The 23,507-nt window shown below is 72.5% G+C and carries 23 protein-coding genes and 1 tRNA gene; 10 read left to right on the top strand and 14 right to left on the bottom strand.

The genetic code is table 11. The annotated features are described in order from the left end of the window. Nucleotides 1-49: 49 nt before the first annotated feature. The 4 genes from ABZ576_RS05910 to ABZ576_RS05895 all read right to left on the bottom strand — a co-directional run bounded on the left by ABZ576_RS05910 (nt 50) and on the right by ABZ576_RS05895 (nt 3,692). Nucleotides 50-283 (bottom strand): hypothetical protein, encoded by a 234-nt coding sequence (locus ABZ576_RS05910; protein ID WP_360736266.1) that lies wholly within the window; start codon nt 281-283, stop codon nt 50-52. 87 nt (nt 284-370) lie between these two features. Next, nucleotides 371-1,255 (bottom strand): SDR family oxidoreductase, encoded by an 885-nt coding sequence (locus ABZ576_RS05905; RefSeq protein WP_360736264.1) that lies wholly within the window; start codon nt 1,253-1,255, stop codon nt 371-373. Then, nucleotides 1,252-2,187 (bottom strand): alpha/beta hydrolase, encoded by a 936-nt coding sequence (locus tag ABZ576_RS05900; protein WP_360736261.1) that lies wholly within the window; start codon nt 2,185-2,187, stop codon nt 1,252-1,254. The genes ABZ576_RS05905 and ABZ576_RS05900 overlap by 4 nt, the downstream gene beginning before the upstream one ends. Beyond that, nucleotides 2,184-3,692: an NAD(P)/FAD-dependent oxidoreductase gene (locus ABZ576_RS05895; protein WP_360736259.1), complete on the bottom strand. Its 1,509-nt coding sequence runs from the start codon at nt 3,690-3,692 to the stop codon at nt 2,184-2,186. Before ABZ576_RS05895 ends, ABZ576_RS05900 begins: the two co-directional genes overlap by 4 nt. Before the next feature lie 176 nt (nt 3,693-3,868). Here ABZ576_RS05895 and ABZ576_RS05890 point away from each other — a divergent pair, with 176 nt between their 5' ends. Then, complete coding sequence (locus tag ABZ576_RS05890) at nt 3,869-4,489, top strand: MerR family transcriptional regulator (RefSeq protein ID WP_360736674.1); 621 nt, start codon at nt 3,869-3,871, stop codon at nt 4,487-4,489. A gap of 21 nt (nt 4,490-4,510) precedes the next feature. On the opposite strand, the gene ABZ576_RS05885 is transcribed toward ABZ576_RS05890, so the two are convergent. Continuing rightward, nucleotides 4,511-5,314, bottom strand: a complete 804-nt coding sequence (locus tag ABZ576_RS05885; RefSeq protein ID WP_360736257.1) for an exodeoxyribonuclease III — start codon at nt 5,312-5,314, stop codon at nt 4,511-4,513. Between the two features lie 80 nt (nt 5,315-5,394). On the opposite strand from ABZ576_RS05885, the gene ABZ576_RS05880 reads away from it, so the two are divergent. Beyond that, entirely contained in the window at nt 5,395-5,871 is a 477-nt protein-coding gene (locus tag ABZ576_RS05880) for a GNAT family N-acetyltransferase (RefSeq protein WP_360736254.1), read from the top strand. A gap of 196 nt (nt 5,872-6,067) precedes the next feature. Here ABZ576_RS05880 and ABZ576_RS05875 read toward each other — a convergent pair. The 7 genes from ABZ576_RS05875 to galU all read right to left on the bottom strand — a co-directional run bounded on the left by ABZ576_RS05875 (nt 6,068) and on the right by galU (nt 11,666). Then, nucleotides 6,068-6,141: transfer RNA gene (locus ABZ576_RS05875), tRNA-Ala, on the bottom strand. Nucleotides 6,142-6,226: 85 nt separating this feature from the next. Further along, nucleotides 6,227-7,444: a gephyrin-like molybdotransferase receptor GlpR gene (gene glpR, locus ABZ576_RS05870; protein WP_360736251.1), complete on the bottom strand. Its 1,218-nt coding sequence runs from the start codon at nt 7,442-7,444 to the stop codon at nt 6,227-6,229. Between the two features lie 179 nt (nt 7,445-7,623). After that, nucleotides 7,624-8,319, bottom strand: coding sequence for a GNAT family protein (locus tag ABZ576_RS05865; RefSeq protein ID WP_360736249.1), 696 nt, complete (start codon nt 8,317-8,319; stop codon nt 7,624-7,626). Between the two features lie 20 nt (nt 8,320-8,339). Next, nucleotides 8,340-8,843: a MogA/MoaB family molybdenum cofactor biosynthesis protein gene (locus tag ABZ576_RS05860; protein ID WP_360736247.1), complete on the bottom strand. Its 504-nt coding sequence runs from the start codon at nt 8,841-8,843 to the stop codon at nt 8,340-8,342. Then, on the bottom strand, nt 8,840-9,352 hold the full coding sequence (moaC, locus tag ABZ576_RS05855) for a cyclic pyranopterin monophosphate synthase MoaC (RefSeq protein ID WP_360736244.1): 513 nt from the start codon (nt 9,350-9,352) through the stop codon (nt 8,840-8,842). Before moaC ends, ABZ576_RS05860 begins: the two co-directional genes overlap by 4 nt. Nucleotides 9,353-9,435: 83 nt before the next feature. Beyond that, nucleotides 9,436-10,758, bottom strand: coding sequence for a gephyrin-like molybdotransferase Glp (gene glp, locus ABZ576_RS05850; protein ID WP_360736241.1), 1,323 nt, complete (start codon nt 10,756-10,758; stop codon nt 9,436-9,438). Then, nucleotides 10,755-11,666, bottom strand: coding sequence for a UTP--glucose-1-phosphate uridylyltransferase GalU (galU, locus tag ABZ576_RS05845; protein WP_360736238.1), 912 nt, complete (start codon nt 11,664-11,666; stop codon nt 10,755-10,757). Before galU ends, glp begins: the two co-directional genes overlap by 4 nt. Nucleotides 11,667-11,800: 134 nt before the next feature. Here galU and ABZ576_RS05840 point away from each other — a divergent pair, with 134 nt between their 5' ends. Further along, the gene (locus ABZ576_RS05840) at nt 11,801-12,382 is read left to right on the top strand and encodes a 5-formyltetrahydrofolate cyclo-ligase (protein WP_360736236.1); all 582 of its coding nucleotides are present in this window, start codon (nt 11,801-11,803) and stop codon (nt 12,380-12,382) included. Between the two features lie 74 nt (nt 12,383-12,456). Here ABZ576_RS05840 and ABZ576_RS05835 read toward each other — a convergent pair whose 3' ends face one another. Next, the gene (locus ABZ576_RS05835; protein WP_360736234.1) at nt 12,457-15,348 is read right to left on the bottom strand and encodes a penicillin acylase family protein; all 2,892 of its coding nucleotides are present in this window, start codon (nt 15,346-15,348) and stop codon (nt 12,457-12,459) included. A gap of 214 nt (nt 15,349-15,562) precedes the next feature. On the opposite strand from ABZ576_RS05835, the gene ABZ576_RS05830 reads away from it, so the two are divergent. From ABZ576_RS05830 to mscL, 6 genes are all read left to right on the top strand, one after another. Beyond that, entirely contained in the window at nt 15,563-17,068 is a 1,506-nt protein-coding gene (locus ABZ576_RS05830) for a potassium/proton antiporter (RefSeq protein WP_360736672.1), read from the top strand. A gap of 521 nt (nt 17,069-17,589) precedes the next feature. Then, entirely contained in the window at nt 17,590-18,894 is a 1,305-nt protein-coding gene (locus tag ABZ576_RS05825) for an MFS transporter (RefSeq protein WP_360736231.1), read from the top strand. A gap of 67 nt (nt 18,895-18,961) precedes the next feature. Further along, nucleotides 18,962-19,270, top strand: a complete 309-nt coding sequence (locus ABZ576_RS05820) for an FmdB family zinc ribbon protein (RefSeq protein WP_360736228.1) — start codon at nt 18,962-18,964, stop codon at nt 19,268-19,270. Between the two features lie 99 nt (nt 19,271-19,369). Beyond that, nucleotides 19,370-20,203 carry an S-methyl-5'-thioadenosine phosphorylase gene (locus ABZ576_RS05815; protein ID WP_360736226.1) on the top strand — a complete coding sequence of 278 codons (834 nt, stop codon included), beginning with the start codon at nt 19,370-19,372 and terminating at the stop codon, nt 20,201-20,203. Between the two features lie 225 nt (nt 20,204-20,428). Next, the gene (locus ABZ576_RS05810; protein WP_360736224.1) at nt 20,429-21,133 is read left to right on the top strand and encodes an RcpC/CpaB family pilus assembly protein; all 705 of its coding nucleotides are present in this window, start codon (nt 20,429-20,431) and stop codon (nt 21,131-21,133) included. Between the two features lie 138 nt (nt 21,134-21,271). Continuing rightward, on the top strand, nt 21,272-21,748 hold the full coding sequence (mscL, locus tag ABZ576_RS05805; protein ID WP_360736222.1) for a large conductance mechanosensitive channel protein MscL: 477 nt from the start codon (nt 21,272-21,274) through the stop codon (nt 21,746-21,748). A 125-nt stretch (nt 21,749-21,873) separates the two neighbouring features. Here the strand turns inward: mscL and ABZ576_RS05800 are convergent, their stop codons facing one another. Then, a complete protein-coding gene (locus ABZ576_RS05800; RefSeq protein WP_360736219.1) occupies nt 21,874-22,050 on the bottom strand; it encodes a hypothetical protein in 177 nt (58 codons plus the stop codon). Nucleotides 22,051-22,233: 183 nt separating this feature from the next. Here ABZ576_RS05800 and ABZ576_RS05795 point away from each other — a divergent pair, with 183 nt between their 5' ends. Then, the gene (locus tag ABZ576_RS05795; RefSeq protein ID WP_360736216.1) at nt 22,234-23,472 is read left to right on the top strand and encodes a low temperature requirement protein A; all 1,239 of its coding nucleotides are present in this window, start codon (nt 22,234-22,236) and stop codon (nt 23,470-23,472) included. Nucleotides 23,473-23,507 lie beyond the last annotated feature (35 nt).

Raw genomic sequence — 23,507 nt, 5'->3', positions numbered from 1 at the left:
CGGAAGGAGGGCGCCCCACGCCGAGAACGGCCGTGGCCGAGCGCGGCGGTCAGGCGTCGTAGTCGCGCTGGAAGCGGTCCTCCACCTGCTGCTCCGTGTCCTCGATGTCACGGAAGTTCTGGCCGCCGCCCCGCTCCGGCTGCTGCTGGCCCGGGCGGCTCTGCGGACCGCGCTGGCCGCTCTGGCCGGCCTGGCCGGCCTTCTCGCGGGCCTGGCCCGCCTTCTCCTTGGCCTGCTCCTTGGCCTGGCGGGACTTGTCCTGGAACTGGTCCTTCATACCCATGTGGGTTCACTCCCGTGGTGGGTGGTTTCCGACCCCTCGCTGGGGCCCCGACCAGATTCACACGGGCGAACACCGCCTGCATGTCGATCAGTTACGCTGCGTAGCGCGGGCCGCCTCGTCGGCCGCCCCACCTGCGCCGACGAGCCCGGAACTCATCCCCGCCAGGCGCGGCGCGAACCGCTTCACCTCGCGCTGCCCGACCGTCCCGATGAGTCCGGGCAGGTAACCGCGCACGCCCTGCATGCCGCGCAGCCACCACTGCCCGTACACGTGCGCCGAGCGCCGCTCGATGCCCGCGACGAGCCGGTCCACCGCGGGGCCCAGCGGGTAGGTCTTGTTCGACGGCCACGGCAGCCGCCGGCGCAACTCCCGCATCACGTCGTCCTGGTCGGCGCCGCGCACCATGTCGGTGTCGGTCCAGGACAGGTACCCGACGCCGACCCGCACACCCTGGTGTCCGACCTCGGCGCGCAGACTGTGCGCGTAGGCCTCCACACCCGACTTGGAGGCGCAGTACGCCGTCATCATCGGCGCCGGGGTGATGGCCGCGAGGGAGGCGATCTGGAGCAGGTAGCCCCGGCTCTCGACCAGCACGGGCAGGAAGGCGCGCGCGGTCACCGCCGAACCGATGAGGTTCACCTCGATCACCCGCCGCCACGCCTGCGGATCGGAGTCGATGAACGGACCGCCCGTCGCCACACCGGCGTTGGCGACCACGATGTCGGCCTTCCCGAACCGCGCCTTCACCTCCTGCGCGACCCTGCTCATCGTCTCGTGGTCGGTCACGTCGGCGTACCAGTGGGCGCTCTCGGTGTGCAGCCGCCCGGAGACCTCCTTGAGCGCCTCCTCCTCCAGACCGACCAGCGCCACCTTCGCCCCGCGCGCGGACAGCTTGCGCGCCAGCAGCTCGCCGACGCCGCGCGCCGCTCCCGTGACGACCGCGACCTGCCCTTCGAGGCTGACCCTGCTCATGCGCCCTCCTTGATCCGCACGGGGTCGGCCCCCGTGACATAGGTGTCGACGAGATCCCGTATCCGGCCGGTCACCAGCTCGGGTGCCTCGATCGGGGTCATGTGCCCGATGCCGGGCAGCTCGGTGAGGCCGACGCAGTTCGGCAGCGCGGCGGCCAGCGCCCGGGCGTGCACCGGGGGTGTGAGCCGGTCGTCGGTGCCCGCCACCACCACGGTGGGCTGGCTCAACCGCCGTACGCCGTGGTCGAGGTCGAGCGCCGCGAGGACGGCCGACCACGCGTGGCGCACCGCGCGCGGGCAGGCGTGCACGATCCGCGCGCACGCCTCCACCATGTGCGGGGCGGAACCGGCGCCCATGGTGGCGTACTTGAGGACGCGCCGCGCCAGCGGCGTGACCGGCCCGAGGGGCGCGCGGGAACCGAGGATGCGCCCGGTGATCCAGGTGCGGACGCGGCCGGCGCGCAACGGCATCACGAGCGCCTCGGCGACCAGCCGTGAACTGCCCGTGCTGCACAGCAGGACGGCGGCGGCGTGGTCCCGGAAGTGGGGGCGCCCGGCCGCGGCCATGACCGTCATGCCGCCCATGGAGTGGCCGGCGACGATCGCCTTCTCCCCGGGCGCGAGAGTCGCGGCGAGCACCGCTTCGAGGTCGTCCGCCAGGGCGTCGGTGGTGCACGCGGGGCTCGCGGGGCTGCGCCCGTGCCCCCGCTGGTCGTAGGCGATCACCCGGTGGTCGGTCGCGAGGTCGCGTATCTGCGCCGCCCAGAAGGCCGTCGAGCAGGTCCAGCCGTGGGAGAGGACGACCGGGGGCGCGTCCGCGGGCCCGTGCACCTCGACGTGCAGCCGCGCGCCGTCGGCGGAGACGGCGGTGAGGGTGCGGGCCGGGACGGGCGGGGCGTAGGGGCCGGTCGTGACGGAGGCGGTGCGGCTCACGCGGCGGCCTCGCTCTTGCGTCCGGACACCGGTGCGGGCGTGCGGATCACCTCGTACTCCGCCAGGTCCACCCGCCGGGTCGCGCGCCGGAACTCGGTCGTGGTGCCGGGCCAGACGGTGGTGTTGCGGCCGTTCTCGTCCAGGTACCAGCTCGTGCAGCCGCCGGTGTTCCACACGGTCCGCTTCATGCGCTCCTGGACCTTGCGGTTCCAGGCGTCGACGGCGGCGGGCCGGGCGACGAGGGCGGCCCGGCCGCCGAGCACGTCGAGCTGGCGCAGGTAGTCGGCCATGTAGTTCAGCTGGGACTCGATCATGAGGATCATCGAGGAGTTCCCGAGGCCGGTGTTGGGTCCGATGATCGTCATCCAGTTCGGGAACCCGGCCGCCGAGGCGCCGCGCAGCGCCTGCATGCCGTTCTTCCAGGACTCCGCGAGCGTGCTGCCCTCCGCGCCGACCACGCGCTCGGCGATCGGCATGTCCGTGACGTGGAAGCCGGTGCCGAAGACGATCGCGTCGACCTCGGCCTCGCTGCCGTCGGCCGCGACCAGTGTCGATCCGCGGACCTCGGCGAGTCCGCTCGCCACGACGTCCACGTTGGGCCGGGCCAGCGCCGGGTAGTACGTGCTGGACAGCAGGATCCGTTTGCAGCCGATGCGGTAGTCCGGGGTGAGCCGGGCGCGCAGGGCGGGGTCCTTGATGGAGCGGGCCATGTTGCGCTTGGCGAGCTGCTCGACCAGGCCGAGTTCGTCCGGGCGCTTGGTGAACGCCTGAACCTGGAGTTCCCGGATGCCCCACAGCAGGCCGCGCCGGGCCTGGGCGGTGAGGGGCAGCCGCCGGTGCAGCCACCGCTCGGCGCCGCTGATGGCGCGGTCGACGCGGGGCATCACCCAGGGCGGGGTGCGCTGGAAGAGGGTGAGCCGGCCGACCTGCGGCTGGATGGCGGGCACGATCTGGATGGCCGAGGCGCCGGTGCCGACCATGGCGACCCGCTTGCCGCGCAGGTCGTAGTCGTGGTCCCAGCGGGCGGAGTGGAACACCTTGCCGGGGAAGGACGCGAGGCCCGGGATGTCGGGGATCTTCGGGTCCGACAGCGGTCCGGTGGCGGAGACGACCACGTCGGCGGTGAGCGTGCCGCGCGTGGTCTCGATGTGCCACCACAGCTTCTCGTTGTCCCAGCTCATCAGCTTGACCTCGGAGTCGAAGCGGATGTGCGGGCGCAGTCCGAACAGGTCGGTGACGTGCTCCAGGTAGGCGCGGATGTGCCGCTGCCCGGAGAAGGTGCGCGGCCACTCGGGGTTGGGCGCGAAGGAGAAGGAGTACAGGTGCGAGGGCACGTCGCAGGCGCACCCGGGGTAACTGTTGTCCCGCCAGGTGCCCCCGACGCTGTCGGCCCGTTCCAGGACGACGAAGTCGGTGATCCCCTCGCGGCGCAGCCGTACGGCGGCGCCCAGCCCGCCGAACCCGGACCCGATCACCGCCACCCGAACATGCTCGTGCTCGGCCATCCGAAGCCTCCACGCGTCACCTAGTAACTCTGCCAGTGAACACTGGCGCAATGGGACTGTAGAGCAGCTCCGTACCGAGCGGTAGGGGCGGGGAAAGGAAAGTTACCCGCGGTACACCATAGGCTTCGGGCGTGGCAGAGGACGCAGAACACCCCGGGGCCCGGCGCGAGTACCGCATGGAGGAGCTGGCCCGGCTGGCCGGCATCACCGTGCGCACGCTGCGCTTCTACCGCGAGCGCAAGCTGCTCCCGCCACCCCGCCGCGAGGGCCGTATCGCCTGGTACGACGAGCACCACCTGGCCCGGCTGCGCACCATCGCGGCCCTGCTCGAGCGCGGCCACACCCTGAACGGCATCGCGGAACTCGCCGAGGCGCTCGACCAGGGCCGCGACGTCGCCGACCTGCTCGGTGTCGGTCCCCCCTCCGAGGAGGAGCCGGTCCGCCTCACCCCCGAGGAGCTCGCCGCCCGCTTCGAGGGCGAGGTCACCCCGGAGAACCTCGCGGCCGCCATGGAGCTGGGCTACCTCGGCACCGACGGCGACGAGATCGTCCACATCAGCCGTCGCCTGCTGGACGTCTCCTCCGCGCTGGTCCGCGAGGGCATCCCGCTGGCCGAGGTCCTCACGGCCGCCGCCCGCGTCCGCGAACACGCCGACGCCCTGGCCGGACTCTTCACCGACCTGATCCTGCGCCACGCCCCCGAGGAGGACCTCCAGCGCCTGCGCCCGCTGGCCCGCAGCGTCGTGGAGGCGGAACTCTCCCTGGCGCTGGACCGCCGGGTGAACAAGCGGCCCTGACCGCCGGCCGCGGCAGCGCCCTCAGAGGTCGTAGACGACCGTGACCGGGGCGTGGTCCGACCAGCGCTCGGCGTGGGTGGCCGCGCGCTCCACGAAGCCCTTGACCGCCTTGCCGGCGAGCCCCGGCGTGGCGACGTGGTAGTCGATGCGCCAGCCGGTGTCGTTGTCGAAGGCCCGCCCCCGGTAGGACCACCAGGTGTACGGGCCCTCGGCGTCCGGGTGCAGGGCGCGGACGACGTCGACGTACCCGCCGTCCCCGTCCGCGAACACCCGGCCGAGCCAGTCCCGTTCCTCGGGCAGGAAGCCGGAGCTCTTGGTGTTGCCGCGCCAGTTCTTCAGGTCGGCCTGCCGGTGGGCGATGTTCCAGTCGCCGCAGACGAGGACCTCGCGCCCGTCGGCGGCGGCCCGCTCGCGCAGCTCCTTCAGGTGGACGAGGAACTCGCCCATGAAACGGACCTTCTCGTCCTGCCGCTCGGTGCCGACCTCGCCGGAGGGCAGGTAGAGGGAGGCGACGGTGACCCCGGGCAGCTCGGCCTCGACGTAGCGCCCGCCGCCGTCGAACTCGGCCGAGCCGAAACCGACCCGCACCCGGTCGGGCTCGCGCCGGGTGTAGAGGGAGACGCCCGCGCGGCCCTTGGCGGCGGCCGGGGCGTGGACCACGTGCCAGCCGGCCGGCCGGCGGACCTCCTCGGGCAGCTGGTGCGGCTCGGCCCGCACCTCCTGCAGACAGACGACGTCCGCCTCGGTCCCGGCGAGCCACTCCACGAAGCCCTTCTTCGCGGCGGCCCGCAGTCCGTTCACGTTCACCGAGGTCACAGTCAGCACCAGGGCACGATACCGGCACACTGGTCGGGGTCCGCAAAATGCGGGCACCCCACCGACTGCATAGAAGTACGATACCCAGCATGATTATACGCCGTGTTCGTTTCGATCATCCCGACGCCGTGAAGCTCAACGACGAGGTCCAGGCCGAGTACCACCTGCGCTACGGCGACGGGGGCGACGCCACGGTCCTGGACGCCGCCGACTTCCTCCCGCCCCGGGGCGTGTACCTGATCGCGTACGACGAACACGACCGCCCGGTGGCCACCGGCGGCTGGCGCAGCCAGGACGAGAACGGCGAGGGCAACCAGGACGGGGACGCCGAACTCAAGCGGATGTTCGTCGTCGCGGAGATGCGCGGCCGGGGCCTGGCGCGCCGCATGCTCACGGCCCTGGAGGACGACGCCCGCGCGGCCGGCCGGACCCGCATGGTCCTGGAGACGGGCACCAAACAGCCGGAGGCCATCGCCCTGTACACCTCCAGCGGCTACACGCCGTGCGCGAAGTTCGGCTTCTACCGCGAGTACGAGGACAGCCGCTGCTTCGCCAAGCGGCTCTGACACTCCCGGGCATGGGAGGCACGGTGCGGGCCGCGACGGCCGGCCCGCACGCTGTGATCTCCGCCACCGGCCGTCCCGGCCGGGTCGTGGAGACCGTCGACACCCTTCCCCGGAAACGACGAAGATCCCGTCCGATCGTGATGATCGGCGGGATCTTCGCTCACCGTTTCCGAACTGACTCGGAAACAGTCGTGCGTGGACCTGAGGGGATTTGAACCCCTGGCCCCCTCGATGCGAACGAGGTGCGCTACCGGACTGCGCCACAGGCCCTTGCAACGAGTGAAACTCTAGCATCCCGATCGCGGTGCTCGGAAATCCGCTCCCTGACTGGTCAGGGCGTCGGTGGCCGGAATCGTCACTCGTTGGCCGCGCGCGGGCGGTCGCCGTCCTCGTACTGGTCGAAGAGAGGCGTGCGTCCGCGTTCCCGCGACCGGCGCGCGGAAGCCGCGCCGGAAGCGCCGCCGCGGGAGCGCGTGCGCGTACGCGGGACCCCGTCGCCGCGGCGGTCCGCCGGCTCCTCCCCGGGCGCGGGCTCCGGCCCGCCGGCCGCGGCCTCCGCCGCGGGGCCCGCCTCCTGCTCCGGGACGACCGCGCTGGACCGTGCCGAGCTCCAGGTGTCGGGCGCGCCCAGATCCACGTCGGAGGTGGCGCGCGGCGCGACCGGCGCGGTCACGTACGTCGGCAGGGGCACCGGCACCGGGTCCCAGCTGTCGCCGTGCCCGGGCCGCCGCTGCCGCTCCCGCTGCTGGTCGACCCACTCGGCGTGGTCGGTCTGCTCCACGAGGGCCCGCCGGTCGGCGGCGAGCGCGGACAGACCGGTGCCGGTCTCGGGGCCGCTCCCCTCCTCCGCTTCGCCCGCGGCGGGATGCGCGTCGAGGGGCGGGCGGCGGCGCGGCTGGCGCTCCCTCAGGCGCTGGGCCGCGGCCTCCGCCCGCCTGCGGTCCATCTGGTACGCGAAGCGACGGCGCTCCTGCGCCCGCAGGTAGGCGATGTAGGCGCTGAGCAGTACGGCGGGGGCGGCGGGCGCCCACAGGAAGGCGAGTCCGCCGACGGCGGCGACGACGGCGCCCAGCGTGAAGGCGAGGAAGAGCATCACGGTGGTACGCCGGCGACGGGCGAGCACCTTCGAGCGCCGGGCACGCGCCGCGGCCGCCTCGTCGGAGGGCGCACGCCGCTCGACCGGCTCACGCTGCTGCGCGGGCACGGTCCCGGACTGTTCCGGCACAAAGCTCTGGTCGGGTACCGGTTCGGCGCCGCCGGGTGCCTCGGGCCCGGCGTCCGCGCCGACCTGACGGCGGGTCGGAGGCACGGCGAAGGCCCGGACGTCCACCGAGTCGGTGACGGCGTCCGGATCGCCGGCGTCCGGCTCCCCCTCCTGGGCGGAACGCGCCCGCAGGTCCCTGGCGTACCGCCGCTCCATGCCCGCCCGTCCGGACAGCAGCCGGATGGCGGTGCTGAAGCGTTCCGTCGGACGGGCCTCGTTCAGCTCGTCCTGCCTACGGAGCCACATCGGCACCAAGTAGGCGGCCCAGGCCCCGACGATGACTGCGTAGATGAGGCCGCTGCTGCTCACGCCTCACACGGTAGAGGGGTTTGCACGAGGCCATCCGCCAATTGAGCCGGTGTGTCGCACGATCCGGCTGATATTTCCAGCATTTTTTGGGACCGATGCGATCGAGGGAGGCCATCCGCGGCGCATTTTCAACGCTTCGAGACGGTCGTCATCCGATCAATTTCGAACACATATTTCATTTACGGGCGCTCGGCGGGATTGCCCGGCACGTTCCGCGCCTCGCGCGAGGCGTCCGGCGTTCCCGGCACGTCACCGCCACCGGCCGGCGGCCCGGCGTCCCGGGCCCCCCGGGAGCGTGCCCGCCGCCACCGCGCCAGCAAACCGTCGGGCACCTCTTCCGCGGTGAGCGCGTAGACGAGGTGGTCGCGCCAGGCACCGTCGATGTGCAGATAACGCGGGCGCAGCCCCTCCTCGCGGAATCCGAGTTTCTCCACGACCCGGCGGCTCGGCCGGTTCTCGGGGCGAATGCAGACCTCGACGCGGTGCAGGCCGACGGTACGGAAACAGTGGTCCACCGCGAGCGCCACGGCCGTCGGCATCACCCCGCGCCCGGCCACCGCCTCGTCCACCCAGTAGCCGACGTGCCCCGAGCACATCGAGCCCCAAGTGATCCCGGCGACCGTCAACTGCCCGACGAGCCGACCCTGGTACTCGATGACGAACGGCAGCATCCGGCCCGCGCCCGCCTCGGAGCGCAGGTGCCGGACCATCTGGCGGTAGGTCGGCCGGTGCGTGATCGGCCCGCTCGGCGTGGGCGGCGGGATCGTCGCCTCCCAGGGGCGCAGCCAGTCGCGGTTGCGCCGGTTCACCTCGCGCCAGGCCCGCTGGTCGCGCAGCTTTATGGGGCGGAGGACGACGTCGCCGTCCGCCAGCACGACGGGCCAGGAAGGGCTGTTCAGCTCGCACCCCCGCTGCTGCCGGGTCTGGGGTGGTCACCGCCGCGGATCTGGTCGACCGCGTGGCCCAGCAGGGGCTGGAGGACGGCGAGGCCGTCGCGGACGCCGCCGGTCGACCCGGGCAGGTTGACGATCAGCGTCCGCCCGGCCACTCCCGCCAGGCCACGGGAGAGCGCGGCGGTCGGCACCTTGTCCCGTCCGTGGGCGCGGATGGCCTCCGCGATGCCCGGCACCTCGTAGTCGATCACCGCGCGGGTCGCCTCGGGGGTGCGGTCGGTGGGTGAGATGCCGGTGCCGCCGGTGGTGACGACGGCGTCGTACCCGGACTCGACGCCCGCGCGCAGGGCGGCCTCCACGGGAGCGCCGTCGGGGACGACCCGGGGGCCGTCGACCTCGAAACCGAGGCTCCTGAGGCCGTCGGCGACCAGCGGGCCGCCCTTGTCCGCGTAGACACCGGCGGCGGCCCGGTTGGAGGCGGTGATCACCAGAGCGCGGTAGCTCATGCCCGGCTCCAGTCGCCCGACTTGCCGCCCGTCTTCTCCTCCACCCGTACGTCCGTGATGACGGCCCCCTTGTCGACGGCCTTGACCATGTCGATCACGGTGAGCGCGGCGACCGTCACCGCGGTGAGGGCCTCCATCTCGACGCCCGTGCGGTCCGTGGTCTTCACGGTGGCCAGGATCTCCACGGCGTCGTCCGCGACCGACAGGTCCAGTTTCACACCGGACACCGACAACGGGTGGCACAGCGGGATCAGATCCGGGGTGCGCTTGGCACCCATGATCCCGGCGATGCGGGCGGTGGCGAGGGCGTCCCCCTTGGGCACCCCCTCACCGCGCAGCAGCTCGACCACGCGCGGTGACACGAGGACGCGGCCGCTGGCGCGGGCGGTGCGCGCGGTCACGTCCTTCCCGGACACGTCGACCATGCGGGCCGCACCCGCCTCGTCGATGTGCGTCAGTCGGTCCTGCACAGGGCGTCCGGGGGTCTCCCCCCGGGAAGGCACAGTCATGGTGTGGCGCTCCCGGTCCGGGCCCGGCGCGGTGCGGAGCGCGGGCCTGCTGTGCGCGACACGGTACCGCCAACCAGCGGGGCTCAGGCGAGCAGGACCACCTCGACCTCGGTGCCCGGCGCCACGGACTCCACGTCCTCCGGGACAACGATCAGGGCGTCCGCCTGTGCCAGCGCCGCGACCAGGTGGGAGCCGGCACCGCCCACAGGGGTGACCTCGCCCTCGGCGTAGGTCCCCCGCAGGAACTGCCGGCGCCCCCGGGGCGAGCGCAGTGCCGCGTCCGCCTTCAGGGCGGCCCGCACGCGGGGCCGGTGCAGGTCCGTGAGGCCCATCAGGGCGCGGATGGCGGGGCGGACGAACAGCTCGAAGGAGACGTACGACGACACCGGGTTGCCGGGCAGGGCCAGCAGCGGTGTGTGGTCGGGGCCGATGGAACCGAACCCCTGGGGCTTGCCCGGCTGCATGGCCAGCTTGCGGAACTCCACCCCACCGCCCGCCTCGTCCGCGTCCCCGGCGTACGACAGCGCCTCCTTGACGACGTCGTACGCCCCGACGCTCACCCCGCCCGTGGTCACCAGCAGGTCCGCGCGGATCAGCTGGTCCTCGATGGTGGAGCGGAGGGTCTCGGCGTCGTCGGCGACCGCGCCCACCCGGTAGGCGATGGCGCCCGCGTCCCGCGCGGCGGCGGTGAGGGCGAAGCTGTTGGAGTCGTAGATCTGGCCGGTGGCCAGGTCCTCGCCGGGCTGGACGAGCTCGCTGCCGGTGGACAGCACGACCACGCGCGGACGCGGGCGCACGCGCACCGTGCCGCGGCCGATGGCGGCGAGCAGCGCGATCTGCGGCGGGCCGAGGATCGTGCCGGCCTCCAGGGCGAGGTCCCCGGCCTTCACGTCGCTGCCCCTGGCCCGCACGTGCGCGCGCGCCCCGGCGGGGCGGTACACGTGCACATGGCCCTCGGCTCCCTCGGGAGCCAGGCTGCGGGCCCGCATGCCGCTCACCGGGCCCTCGCCGAGCCCCCCGTCGGTCCACTCGACGGGGACGACGGCCTCGGCGCCGGGCGGCAGCGGTGCCCCGGTCATGATGCGGGCGGCCTGTCCGGGGCCGACCCGCACCGGATCGGCCGCGCCCGCCGCGACGTCCCCGACGACCTCCAGGGCGGCGGGGAACTCCTCGCTGGCGCCCGCGACGTCCGCGACCCGTACCGCGTACCCGTCCATCGAGCTGTTGTCGAACGGCGGCAGGGAGACCGGCACCGTGACGTCGTCGACCAGGACGCAGCCCTGGGCGTCGAGCAGTTGGAGCTCGATGGGTTCCAGGGGGCGGACGGTCGAGAGGATGTCCTCCAGGTGCTCGTCCACCGACCACAGGTCGTCCGGGCCGGCGGGGCGGGTCGCGGCGCTGCTCAAGATTGCTGCATCTCCTCGGCTACGTAACTGCGGAGCCAGGCCCGGAAGTCCGGGCCCAGGTCCTCACGTTCGCACGCGAGTCTGACAATGGCACGCAGATAGTCGCCACGGTCCCCGGTGTCGTAGCGGCGGCCCTGGAAGACGACGCCGTGCACCGGGCCGCCGACCTTCTCGTCCTGCGCGAGCTGCTGGAGGGCGTCGGTGAGCTGGATCTCGCCGCCGCGGCCCGGCTCGGTCTTGCGCAGTATGTCGAAGATGTGCGGGTCGAGGACGTAGCGGCCGATGATGGCGTAGTTCGACGGGGCGTCCGCGGGGTCCGGCTTCTCGACCAGTCCGGTCACCTTCACGACGTCGCCCTCGACGGTGGCCTCGACGGCGGCGCAGCCGTACAGATGGATCTGCTCCGGCGCGACCTCCATCAGGGCGACCACGCTGCCGCCGTGCTGCTCCTGGATCTCGATCATGCGCCGCAGCAGCGGATCCCGCGGGTCGATCAGGTCGTCACCGAGGAGGACGGCGAAGGGCTCGCGGCCGACGTGCGGGGCGGCGCACAGCACCGCGTGGCCGAGGCCCTTGGGGTCGCCCTGGCGCACGTAGTGCATGGTGGCCAGGTCGCTGGACTCCTGCACCTTGGCGAGCCGGCCCGCGTCGCCCTTGCGCTGCAGCGCGGACTCCAGCTCGTAGTTGCGGTCGAAGTGGTCCTCGAGGGGACGCTTGTTGCGTCCGGTGATCATGAGCACGTCGTCGAGCCCCGCCGACACGGCCTCCTCGACCACGTACTGGATCGCGGGCTTGTCGACGACCGGCAGCATCTCCTTGGGAGTGGCTTTGGTAGCCGGCAGGAACCGGGTACCGAGACCGGCCGCGGGAATGACAGCCTTGCTGATCCTGGGGTGGGACTGAGTCATGCCCGCAACCATATCCGGTGCCTTTGAGGGGAATCTGGGGCTCCGGTTGCTTGACCCTCATATGACCTGCATTGAGAAGGGTGCGAGAACGACCAGTGGAACACGGCGGACGTACGGGCGAGCCTGACAAGCGCATGTTGCGGCGAGAGTTCCTCGCGGTGAGGAACAGGTTGACGGCGGATGACGTCGAGGAGGCCGGCCGCGCGCTGGCGGAACGCGCCCTGGAGCTGCCCGAGCTGGCGCGTGCGCGCACGGTGGCGGCGTACGTCTCCGTGGGGAGCGAACCGGGCACGCTCGCGCTGCTGGACGCGCTGCGCGCGCGGGGCGTCCGCGTGCTGCTGCCCGCCCTCCTGCCCGACAACGACCTGGACTGGGGCGAGTACGCCGGCCCCGGCTCCCTCACCCGGGTGCAACACGGCGGGAAAATGGCGCTTTCCGAACCCTCCGGCGCCCGCCTCGGCCCGGACGCCGTGACGGCCGCGGACGTCGTCCTGCTGCCCGGTCTCGCGGTGGACGCGCGCGGGATGCGGCTGGGGCGCGGCGGGGGGTCGTACGACCGCGTGCTGGCCCGGCTGGAGCGCGCGGGCGTCCGTCCCCGGCTCGTGGTGCTGCTGTACGGCACGGAGGTGGTCGGGCACGTCCCGGCGGAGGCGCACGACAAGCCGGTGCACGCGGTGGTGACGCCGTCGGGGGTGCGCCGCTTCCCGAGCCCCTGACCGGCCGCCCTCACGAGCAACGGCCCTCCACGCGCGCGTGGGGGGCCGTTGCGGTGCCGTGTGCCGTCAGCGGGTCACGGCTGGAGGACGAGCGTGTCGCTCGTGCTTCCGTCCACCGCCTTGTCCGTGAACGACCAGGGCAGCAGCTCTCCGGCGGCCCACTTGCCGGTCTGGTCCGTGTAGTGCGCGCTGAAGGCGTGCCCGGAGGCGCCCGAGAGGTTGATCCACTTGGACTTGTCGAGGTCGGCCAGGTTGACCACCATCCGCATCGACGGCACCCAGACGACGTTGTAGCCGCCGGCGGCGTTCCAGCCGGAGGCGTTCACCGTGGCCTCGCCGCCGCTGAGCTTCCAGGGGCCGCGGTTCAGGAGGTACTGGACGACCTTGGGGCCCTCGGTGCCGAGCGTCTGGTTCTTCAGGAACAGCCGGTGCAGACGGCCCCAGCTCCAGCTCTCGATGTCCTTGCCGAGCTTGGCGGTCAGCTCCCAGCGGGCGTCGATCATGGCCCGCGCGAAGAGCTGGTCGCGGTTCTCGGCGCCGGGCCGGGTGCCCGACTTGGGCGTCTTCCACCAGTCGCTGTCCGGCTTCTCCATCAGCGTGCGCACGACCTCGAACCAGCGGTCGCCGCCGTCCGGCTGCGCCTGGTCGGCATCGCGCTGACCGCACTCGCGCACCTTGGTGTCGTCGTCCACCGGGCCGGTGCTGTCGATCTTGTCGACCCACAGGCACTGCCCCTTGACGCGCACCTCCTTGGGGAGCTTGTTGCCGAACGCGAGCTTGACGATGTTGCGCCAGACGGCGTTGAAGTACGCGGCCGCCGCGGAGTCGGCGTCCTGGGTGTAGTCCCAGCCCTCCAGCAGCTTCTGCGCCTCGCGCACCTCCGGGTCGTCGAGGTCGAGCTTCAGCAGCTTGGGCACCAGCAGCTTGGCGATCTCGCTGCTGTTGTCCAGCTGCATCTGCCGCATGTCGTCGGTGGAGATCTTGCCGCCGTCCTTGATCTTGGACTCGATCAGGTCGGCGATGCGCTGGCTGCGGGTGCCGTAGCCCCAGTCGGTGGTCAGCGTGTACGGGTACTTCTCCGGGTCGACCACGGCCTGGTTGGCGGTGACGATGTAGCCGCGCTCGGGGTCGTACTCGTAGGGCAGCTCGTCCTGCTGGATGAAGCCCGTCCAGCGGTACTTCGAGTCCCAGCCCGGCGCCGGGATGGCGCCCGCGTCCTTGGCCGAGCGGGTGGGGATGCGGCCGGGCAGCGTGTAGCCGATGTGGTCGTCCGTGCTGGCGAAGATCAGGTTCTGCGAGGGCACGTCGAACTTGGCCGCCGCCGCGCGGAAGTCGCTCCAGTCCGCCGCCCTGTCGAGGGCGAACACGGCGTCCATGGTGGTGCCCGGGTCGAGCGCGGTCCAGCGCAGGGCGATGCCGTAGCCGTCACCGCGGTCGGGTGCGGCGGTGTTCACCGCGGCCTTCTTGCCGACCTGGACGAGTTCGTCGTCACGGTCGGACAGCAGCGGCATCCCGTCCTGGGTCTGGCGGACGACGATCGTCTTGGCCTCGCCGCCGGCGACCCGGATGGTCTCCTCACGGGTCTTGAAGGGCCGCACCTTGCCGTCGTACAGGTAGCCGTTCGCGCTGACCTTCTCCAGGTACAGGTCCGTGACGTCGACGCCGGAGTTGGTCAGGCCCCAGGCGATCTTCGCGTTGTGGCCGATGACCACACCGGGCATGCCGGCGAACGTGTAGCCGGTGACGTCGTACTGGCACTTGGCGGAGACGGTCCGGCAGTGCAGGCCCATCTGGTACCACACGGACGGCAGGGACGCCGACAGGTGCGGGTCGTTGGCCAGCAGCGGCTTGCCCTTGACGGTGTACTTCCCGGCGACCACCCAGGAGTTGGAGCCGATGCCCTGGCCGTTCACGCCGACGGCCGTGGGCAGGTCGTCCAGGGCCTTGTAGAGGCCCCCCAGCTGGCTCGTGAGGGCCGACCCGGTCGTGGTGGCGGCGGAGGAGCCGGCCGTGCCCGTCGTGCCGGTCGTGCCGGTCGTGCCGGTCGTGCCGGTCGTGCCGGTCGTGCCCTGGGAGCCGCCGGCCGTGCCGGCCGTGCCCGTGGAGCCGGTCGTGGTGCCGCCGGCCGTCCCCTGGGCGGCGCCGGTGGTGCCGCCCTGCCGGAACGCCTTGGTCAGCTCGTCGTACTGGCCCTCCTGCACGATCGGCTTGTGGCGGCCGTACGGGTACCTCGGGTAGAGGTCCTGGATCTGCTGCGGGCCGAGGCGGCCGGCCATCAGAGCGCGGTCGATCTCGTCCTGCATGTTGCCGCGCAGGTCCCAGGCCATCGCCTTCAGCCAGGAGACGGAGTCGACCGGGGTCCACTTCGCCGGCTTGTAGTCGTTGGTGAAGCCCAGGGCCGCGTACTCCAGGGAGATCTCCTCGCCGTCCTTGCCCTGGAGGTAGGCGTTGACCCCCTTGGCGTACGCCTGGAGGTACTTCTTCGTGGAGTCCGACAGCTTGGTGTCGTACTCCTTCTCGGCGATCCGGTCCCAGCCGAGGGTGCGCAGGAACTCGTCGTTGTCGACCTGGCTCTTGCCGAACATCTCCGACAGACGCCCGGAGGTCATGTGCCGGCGCACGTCCATCTCGTAGAACCGGTCCTGCGCCTGGACGAAGCCCTGCGCCATGAACAGGTCCTCGTCGGAGGAGGCGTAGATCTGCGGGATGCCGTAGCCGTCCCGCTTGACGTCGACCGGTCCGGAGAGGCCGTCGAGCTTGATCGTCCCCGTGGTCTGCGGGAAGGAGGCGCGCACGGTGCTGATCGACCAGTACGCCCCGTAGGCGATGCCTCCGATGATGGCCAGGACCAGCACCAGCACGACCAGCCGGGCTTTGCGCCCCTTCTTCCTGCCGGACGTGCCGGGCGTGGCACTCGCACCCGTGGTGGCGGTGTCACCCGTTGTGGCGGTGGTGTTGGGGGGCATCGCTGTCCTTGCTGTCCTAACGCGAGCGGCAGGTCGGGCTGTGACTTTGAATGAGCGCTGGAGCAACCATAGGCGCAGGGCCCCGTCCGCCTTGACGCGGAGTCGGATACCAGCGCGCACGAGCGTTCGATCTTGCCTCGGCGAACGTCAAGAAAGCGTCAAGAGTTAGGTAAGGTAACGAAGTAACCGGAAGGATTCGGAGGAGGGACGCCCACTGACTGTCCAGCACCTCAACCAGCTCCTGCTCGTCTGCTCCGTCGTCCTGCTCGTCGCCGTCGCGGCCGTCCGGATCTCCTCCCGCAGCGGGCTCCCCAGCCTGCTCGTCTACCTGGGGATCGGCGTTCTGATGGGCCAGGACGGTATCGGCGGGATCCACTTCAACAGCGCCGAAGTGACCCAGGTCATGGGATACGCGGCCCTGGTCGTGATCCTCGCCGAGGGCGGTCTCGGCACGAAGTGGAAGGAGATCCGGCCGGTCCTGCCGTCCGCCTGCGTGCTGGCGACGGTGGGGGTCGCGGTCAGCGTGGGGGTCACGGCGGCGGGCGCGCACTACCTGGTCGGGCTGGACTGGCGGCACGCGCTCATCATCGGCGCGGTGGTGTCCTCGACCGACGCGGCGGCGGTCTTCTCGGTCCTGCGCAGGATTCCCCTCCCCGCGCGCGTGACGGGCACGCTGGAGGCGGAGTCCGGCTTCAACGACGCCCCGGTGGTCATCCTGGTCGTGGCGTTCTCCACGGCCGGCCCGGTCGAACACTGGTACGCCCTGCTGGGCGAGATCGCCCTGGAGCTGGCCATCGGCGCGGCCATCGGGCTCGCGGTGGGCTGGATCGGCTCCTGGGGACTCAAGCACGTCGCCCTGCCCGCCTCCGGCCTCTACCCGATCGCCGTGATGGCGATCGCCGTCACGGCCTACGCCGCCGGCGCCCTGGCCCACGGCAGCGGCTTCCTGGCCGTCTACCTGGCCTCGATGGTGCTCGGCAACGCCAAGCTGCCCCACTGGCCCGCCACCCGCGGTTTCGCCGAGGGACTCGGCTGGATCGCCCAGATCGGCATGTTCGTCGTGCTCGGCCTGCTGGTCACCCCGCACGAGCTGGGCGACGACGTCTGGCCGGCCCTGGTCATCGGGCTGGTGCTGACCATGGTGGCCCGGCCGCTGAGCGTGGTGCTCAGCCTGGCGCCGTTCCGGGTGCCGGGGCGGGAGCAGGCCCTGATGTCGTGGGCGGGCCTGCGCGGCGCCGTGCCCATCATCCTGGCGACCATCCCCATGGTGAACGGCGTCGACGGCAGCCGCCGGCTCTTCAACATCGTCTTCGTCCTGGTCGTCGTCTACACGCTCGTCCAGGGGCCGACCCTGCCCTGGCTGGCCCGCACCCTGCGGCTGGGCGAGACGGGCGAGGCGTCCGACCTCGGCATCGAGTCGGCGCCCCTGGAGCGGCTGCGCGGGCACCTGCTGTCCGTCTCCGTCCCCGAGGGCTCCCGGATGCACGGCGTCGAGGTCAGCGAGCTGCGGCTGCCGCCCGGGGCGGCCGTCACCCTCGTCGTACGCGAAGGAAAATCGTTCGTGCCGCTGCCCTCGACGGTGCTGCGGCGGGGCGACGAGCTGCTGGTCGTGGCCACCGACCCGGTCCGCGACGCGGCCGAACGGCGCCTGCGCGCGGTCGCCCACGGCGGCAAGCTGGCGGGCTGGCTGGGGACCGACGGGGCGGGCAGCGCGCGGTAGACGGGGCCCAGGCGGCGCGCGTGGGCCCGGGGCCGGCGGCGCGTGGTGGACCGGCGGGCGGCGCGTGGTGACCGACGGGCGGCGCGCGGTGACCGACGGGCGGCGCGTGGTGACCGACGGGCGGTGCGTGGTGACCGACGGGCGGTACGTGGTGGACCGGCGGGCGGCGCGTGGTGACCGACGGGCGGTGCGTGGTGACCGACGGGCGGCGCGTGGTGGACCGGCGGGGACATCGCGTGTCAAAGGCGTGTTTCGTCCCGTTCACACCCCGTGGAATCCCAGGTCGCGGCGTGAATGGTGCTCGTTTTCACAGCCCGGCGAGGGGTGATCCCTGTACGATTGGGGCGCACCCTGATCGAACCAACTCTGCCTGACGCAGAGCTGGCGCGACCGTATGGCGGCCGGGTCGCCCCCACACCCGCAGTGGGCGCCGGCATCTACCGCAGTCCGCGCAAGAGGACAGCTCTCGGCGCCATGGCCCGCACCGGGCCGGCGCTACCAGGCGGCAGAAAGGCACGGCCGTGGGATCCACGGTCACCACCACCGCACCGGAGAAGACCTCGCCGGCACCGGCATCCTCCCGTCCGGGTTACGGACAGCTGCTGCGCACCCGCGGCGCCTGGACCTTCCTGCTCCCCGGCTTCGCGGCGCGACAGCCGTTCGCGATGCTCACGCTCTCCATCGTGCTGCTCGTCCAGCACACCACCGGCTCGTACGGCGCCGCGGGCGCCGCGGCGGCCGCCACCGGTGTCTCGATGGCGCTGTTCGCGCCGTACAGCGGCCGCCTCGCCGACCGGTACGGCCAGCGCGCCGTGCTGATCCCCGGCGTCCTGGTGCACACGCTCTCCGGCCTGTCCCTGACCGCCCTGGCGCTGGCGCACGCGCCGCTGTGGGCGCTGTTCCTCGCGGCCGTCCCGACCGGCGCCTCGGTGCCGCAGGTCGGCCCGATGGTGCGTGCGCGCTGGGGCGTGAAGCTCCAGGGCTCGCCCCTGATGACCACCGCGGCGGCGTTCGAGTCGGTCACCGACGAGCTGACCTTCGTCGTGGGCCCACTGCTGGCGACCGCCCTGTGCACCACCGTGACGCCGGCGGCGGGCCTGGTCACCGAGGCCGCGCTGACCCTCGTCGGCGGCCTGCTGTTCGCCGCGCAGAAGAGCACCCAGCCTCCGGTGACCGGTGAGAGCGGGCACGCGCGCGTGAAGCAGACCTCCGCGCTGCGCATCCCCGGCGTACGGGTGCTGATCGTGACCTTCCTGGGCATCGGGTCCGTCTTCGGCGGCATGCAGGTGTCGCTCGCGGCGTTCACGGAGTCGATCGGCGAGCCGGGTCTGAACGGCGTCCTGTACGGCGTCTTCGCCGCCGGCAACATGCTGTCCGGCATCGCCTGCGGCGCGATCGCCTGGAAGGTGGCGCCCCAGCGGCGCCTGCTCGTCGGCTACACCGGGCTCGCGCTGGCCGCGTCCGCCCTGTGGACGGCGCACTCGGTGCTGCTGCTCGGCGCGCTCGGCCTGCTGGTCGGCATGTGCATCGCGCCCGCGCTGATCACCGGCTACACGCTGGTGGAGGACCTGGTCCCGGCCGGCGCCCGCACCGAGGCCTTCACCTGGCTGACCGGCGCGGTCGCGCTCGGCCAGGCCGCCGCCGTCACGGTCGCCGGACAGCTGGAGGACCGGCTGTGGGACGGCGCCGGCTTCCTGGCGCCGATGGCCGGTACCGTCCTCGCCCTCGCGACCCTGGTGGCGCTGCGCTCGCGGCTGGTCGCGCGCCGGCCGAACCAGACGGTCGCGCGTGGCGTCGGTCACCGCGTGCCCGTCACGGTGGACTGATCCCCGGGAATACGTCACTATGGATCGTCGTTAGCACTCATCGAGTGAGAGTGCCAGGAGGAAGACAGTGCCGACCTACCAGTACCAGTGCACCGAGTGCGGCGAGGGCCTTGAGGCGGTGCAGAAGTTCACCGATGACGCCTTGACCGAGTGCCCCGGCTGCCAGGGCCGCCTGAAGAAGGTGTTCTCCGCGGTCGGCATCGTCTTCAAGGGCTCCGGCTTCTACCGCAACGACTCCCGCGGCTCCACGTCGAGCAGCAGCCCGGCGTCGAAGTCGTCCGGCTCGTCGTCGGACTCGAAGACGTCCTCGTCGACTTCTTCGTCGTCGACTTCTTCGTCGTCGGCGTCGAGCTCCACCAGCAGCTCCGCCGCCTGACACTCCTCACCCGGACCCTGCCGTCGTGCGACGGCAGGGTCCTCGGTGTTCCCCGGCACGGTCTCCCGGGCTCTTTCCGGGCCCGCTAGGGTGCTGGTCATGGCGAACGCAGAGATCGGCGTAATAGGCGGCTCGGGTTTCTACTCCTTCCTGGAGGACGTGACCGAGGTCCGGGTGGACACCCCCTACGGAGCGCCCAGCGACTCCCTCTTCCTCGGCGAGGTCGCCGGCCGGCGGGTCGCCTTCCTGCCCCGGCACGGCCGCGGCCACCACCTGCCGCCGCACCGCATCAACTACCGCGCCAACCTGTGGGCCCTGCGCTCGGTCGGCGTCCGCCAGGTCCTCGGCCCCTGCGCGGTCGGCGGGCTGCGTCCCGAGTACGGCCCCGGCACCCTGCTCGTACCGGACCAGTACGTGGACCGTACGAAGTCCAGGGCGCAGACGTACTTCGACGGGCTGCCGCTGCCCGACGGCACCGTGCCGAACGTCGTGCACGTGTCCATGGCCGACCCCTACTGCCCCACCGGGCGGTCGGCGGCGCTGAAGGCGGCCCGCGGCCGGGACTGGGAACCGGTGGACGGCGGCACGCTGGTCGTGGTGGAGGGGCCGCGCTTCTCGACACGTGCGGAATCGTTGTGGCACCAGGCGCAGGGCTGGTCGGTGGTGGGCATGACCGGCCATCCCGAGGCGGCCCTCGCCCGTGAGCTGGAGCTCTGCTACACGTCGCTGACCCTGGTCACCGACCTCGACGCGGGCGCCGAGACCGGCGAGGGCGTCTCGCACGAGGAGGTGCTGCGGGTGTTCGCGGCCAACGTGGACCGGCTGCGCGGCGTCCTGTTCGACGCGGTGGCGTCCCTGCCGGAGACCGGGGACCGGGACTGCCTGTGCGGGAGCGCGCTCGGCGGGATGGATCCGGGGTTCGAGCTGCCGTAGCCGTAGGGGGCGGGGTGGGGGGCGGCAGAGCTGGGGCCAGGGAGCTGGGGACGGCGGAGCCGTGGCCGGGGCCTGTGGAGTCGGTGAGCGGGGCGGGCGGAGCGGCTCGTTCGGGTGAGGGAGTTGTCCACAGTCCGTCGGTGATCCACCGGGCCCGGCGGGATTTGGCGCGAGGCGCCATCGTGGCAGGGCATCCCGAACTCCTCGTCGCAGGCGGTGATTCCCATGTCCACACCCCCGTCGTCCCCGGGCTCCCCGACCCCTCCCCCGGCCCGTCCGTCCGCCCGCTCCCCCGTCCCGCCGCCCCTCCGGCTGCCGCGCCCGCCGGGCACCGACGCCCCGCCGACCTGCGAGGTGCCCCCGTTCGATCCGGTGCGGCTGCGCGGCGGGCGGTACCGGCTGGAGCGACTCGTGCGGCACCGCCGGCGGGCCGTCGCGGCCGGTCTCGCGGTCACCGCGGCGGCGCTCGTGGCCGCCGGCCCTGGGACCGGGCCGGAACCGCACGGAGCGGAGCGGCCCCACGGGCACCGGGCCACGGAACCGGCCCGGCGGCAGGTGACGGCGGAGCCGGTGGACATGGTGGCGGCGCCCGTGCGGATCGCCGACGCGGCGACGGTGCGGCTGCTGCGGCCCGGCGACCGCGTCGACGTCATCGCCGCGCAGGACCCGCCGGTTGGGGGCGGTGTCCACGTGCCCGGGGAGGGTGTCCGGGTGTCCGGGGACGGTGTCCGCGTGCTCGCCCGGGGGGTCCGGGTGACGAAGGTGCCGCGGCCCCCGGACGGCTCGGCCGGGACCGGGGCGGCCGGAAGCACGGCGGGCGGGAGCCTGGTCGAGAGCGGGGCGCTGGTCGTGCTCTCCGTGCCGCGTACCGAGGCGGCCCGGCTCGTGGGTGTGGGGGCCACCGCCCGCCTGGCGGTGACGCTGTGCTGAACCGGTGGGGACCGCTTCTCGACGGCGCGCTGTCGGCCGCCCCGATCGAGCTACGGAATTGGACACGACGGCCGCACCGTGTCGTAGGTTGCGGAGCGTTTCGTTCCACACCCTGTACACGCGAGGAGAGTCCCCGAGGTGAGCGCGAAGAAGGAACCGAGCGTCTGGCACGGCTTCAAGGCCTTCCTGATGCGCGGCAACGTGGTCGATCTGGCGGTCGCGGTGGTCATCGGCGCCGCGTTCAGCAACATCGTCAACTCGGTGGTGAAGGGGATCATCAACCCGCTGGTCGGAGCGATCGGCACGAAGAGTCTCGACAGCTACAGCTCCTGTCTGAAGGACCCCTGCCAGGTGTCTGCGGACGGCACGGTCAAGAGCGGTGTGCCGATCCTGTGGGGCTCCGTCCTGGGCGCCACGCTCAGCTTCGTGATCACCGCGGCGGTGGTGTACTTCCTGATGGTCCTGCCCATGTCGAAGTACCTGGCCCGGCAGGCGGCCCGCAGGGCGGCGCGGGAGGGCACGAAGGAGATCGTGGAGGTGACCGAGCTGGAGGTGCTGAAGGAGATCCGCGACGCGCTGGTCGCGCAGCGCGGGCCCGTACGCGACGAGCGTTAGCGGCACTGCCCGCGCAGGCGCTTCCCGCGCAGGCGCTTTCCACGCAGGCGCTTTCCGCGCAGGCGCTTTCCACGCAGGCGCTTTCCGCGCAGGCGCTTTCCGCGCAGGCGCTGGCGCTGCCCGGCTCAGAGGTGGTGGGGCGGCTTCTCGTCGAGGAAGCGCCTCAGGTCGGCGGCGCTGTCACCGTCCGGGCGCTCGCCCCACCCGCGGTCGGTGTCGTCCGAGGACTGCTGGTCCAGGGGGTCGTCGAAGACCAGCGCGGGCTTGCTCTCGCGCGGCTCGGGCTCGGGGGCGGTGCTCATGCCACCAGGGTACGGCGCGCACCGGACCGGCCCCTCAGGGAGCCGGGTGGTGCGGTCCGGACATGCCGGCCGGCGTCCGGGTCCCCCCTGCCGAGCTCGGCGTTTCGCCGTACCGGCGCCCCCTCGACCACTTGTGAAGCCGTTCACAAGATATTGCGGCGGTTTTCTGCTGTCCTGGGAACCATGACGTCGAGTTCCGCTCCGCCGCCCGCCCCGCCGGGCGCACCGCAGCCCTCCGGCCCGCTGCGACGGCTCACCGCGCGCGGACGCGACGAGGCGCACCGCGTCGCCTCCCCGCTGGAGCTCTTCTTCGACCTGTGCTTCGTCGTGGCGATCGCGCAGGCCGGTGCGCAACTGGTGCACGCCGTCGCCGCGGGGCACGCCGGCCAGGGGATCCTCGACTACGCGATGGCGTTCTTCGCCATCTGGTGGGCGTGGATGAACTTCACCTGGTTCGCCTCGGCGTACGACAACGACGACGCGCTCTACCGGGTCGTCACCCTGGTGCAGATCGCCGGCGTGCTGGTGCTGGCCGCCGGGATCTCGCGGGCCTTCACGCACCATGACTTCCTGCTGGTGTGGCTCGGCTACGTGATCATGCGGCTGGCGATGGCCGCGCAGTGGCTGAGAGCCGCGAGATCGGCCTCGGGCGCCGAGCGCACCACGGCGCTGCGGTACGCGGGCGGCGTACTGCTGTGCCAGATCGGCTGGCTCGGCCTGGTGGTGCTGCCCGAGCCGGCCCGGCCCTGGGTCTTCCTGGTGATGGCGATCGCGGAACTGAGCGTGCCGCTGTACGCCGAGAAGGACCGGGAGACGCCCTGGCATCCGCATCACATCGCCGAGCGGTACGGCCTGTTCACCATCATCGTGCTCGGCGAGACCATCGCGGCGGCCACGGTCGCCGTGAAGTCGGCCGCGGACGAGCACGGCGCGCCGGCCGAGCTGCTGCCCATCGCGGCGGGCGGGCTGCTGCTCGTCTTCTCCGCGTGGTGGATCTACTTCGTGGTGCCCATCCACGGCCATCTGCGCTCCAGCGGCCGGGCGTTCGTCTGGGGCTACGGCCACTACCTGGTGTTCGCCTCGGCGGCGGCCATCGGCGCGGGGCTGGAGGTGGCCGTGGAGCAGGCGGTCGGCACGGCACACATCTCCACCCTGTCCGCCTCGGCGGCCGTCACCCTGCCGACGGCGCTGTACCTGCTGACCGTGTGGGCGCTGCACTCGCGTCACTTCAAGGTCGGCCTCGCCCAGCAGCTGGTGCTGCCGGTCACGGCCCTGCTGGTGATCTGCTGCACCTTCCTGGGCGACTGGGCGGTGCCGGCGGCGGGACTCGTGTGCTCGGCCGCGGTGGCGACCGGGGTGACCCTGACGCACCGTACGGCCACCCGGCGACGGGAGACGGGCGCCCCCGCGGCCGCCGGCTGAGTCCGCCGGGCGCCGCGCCGGGCAGGGGGCCCGGC

It is taken from the genome of Streptomyces sp. NPDC013455 (genome assembly GCF_040632975.1).
Taxonomy (GTDB): Bacteria; Actinomycetota; Actinomycetes; order Streptomycetales; family Streptomycetaceae; genus Streptomyces.
Note: the sequence above shows the minus strand (reverse complement) of the source record. Positions and strands in the feature narration are given on the sequence as shown.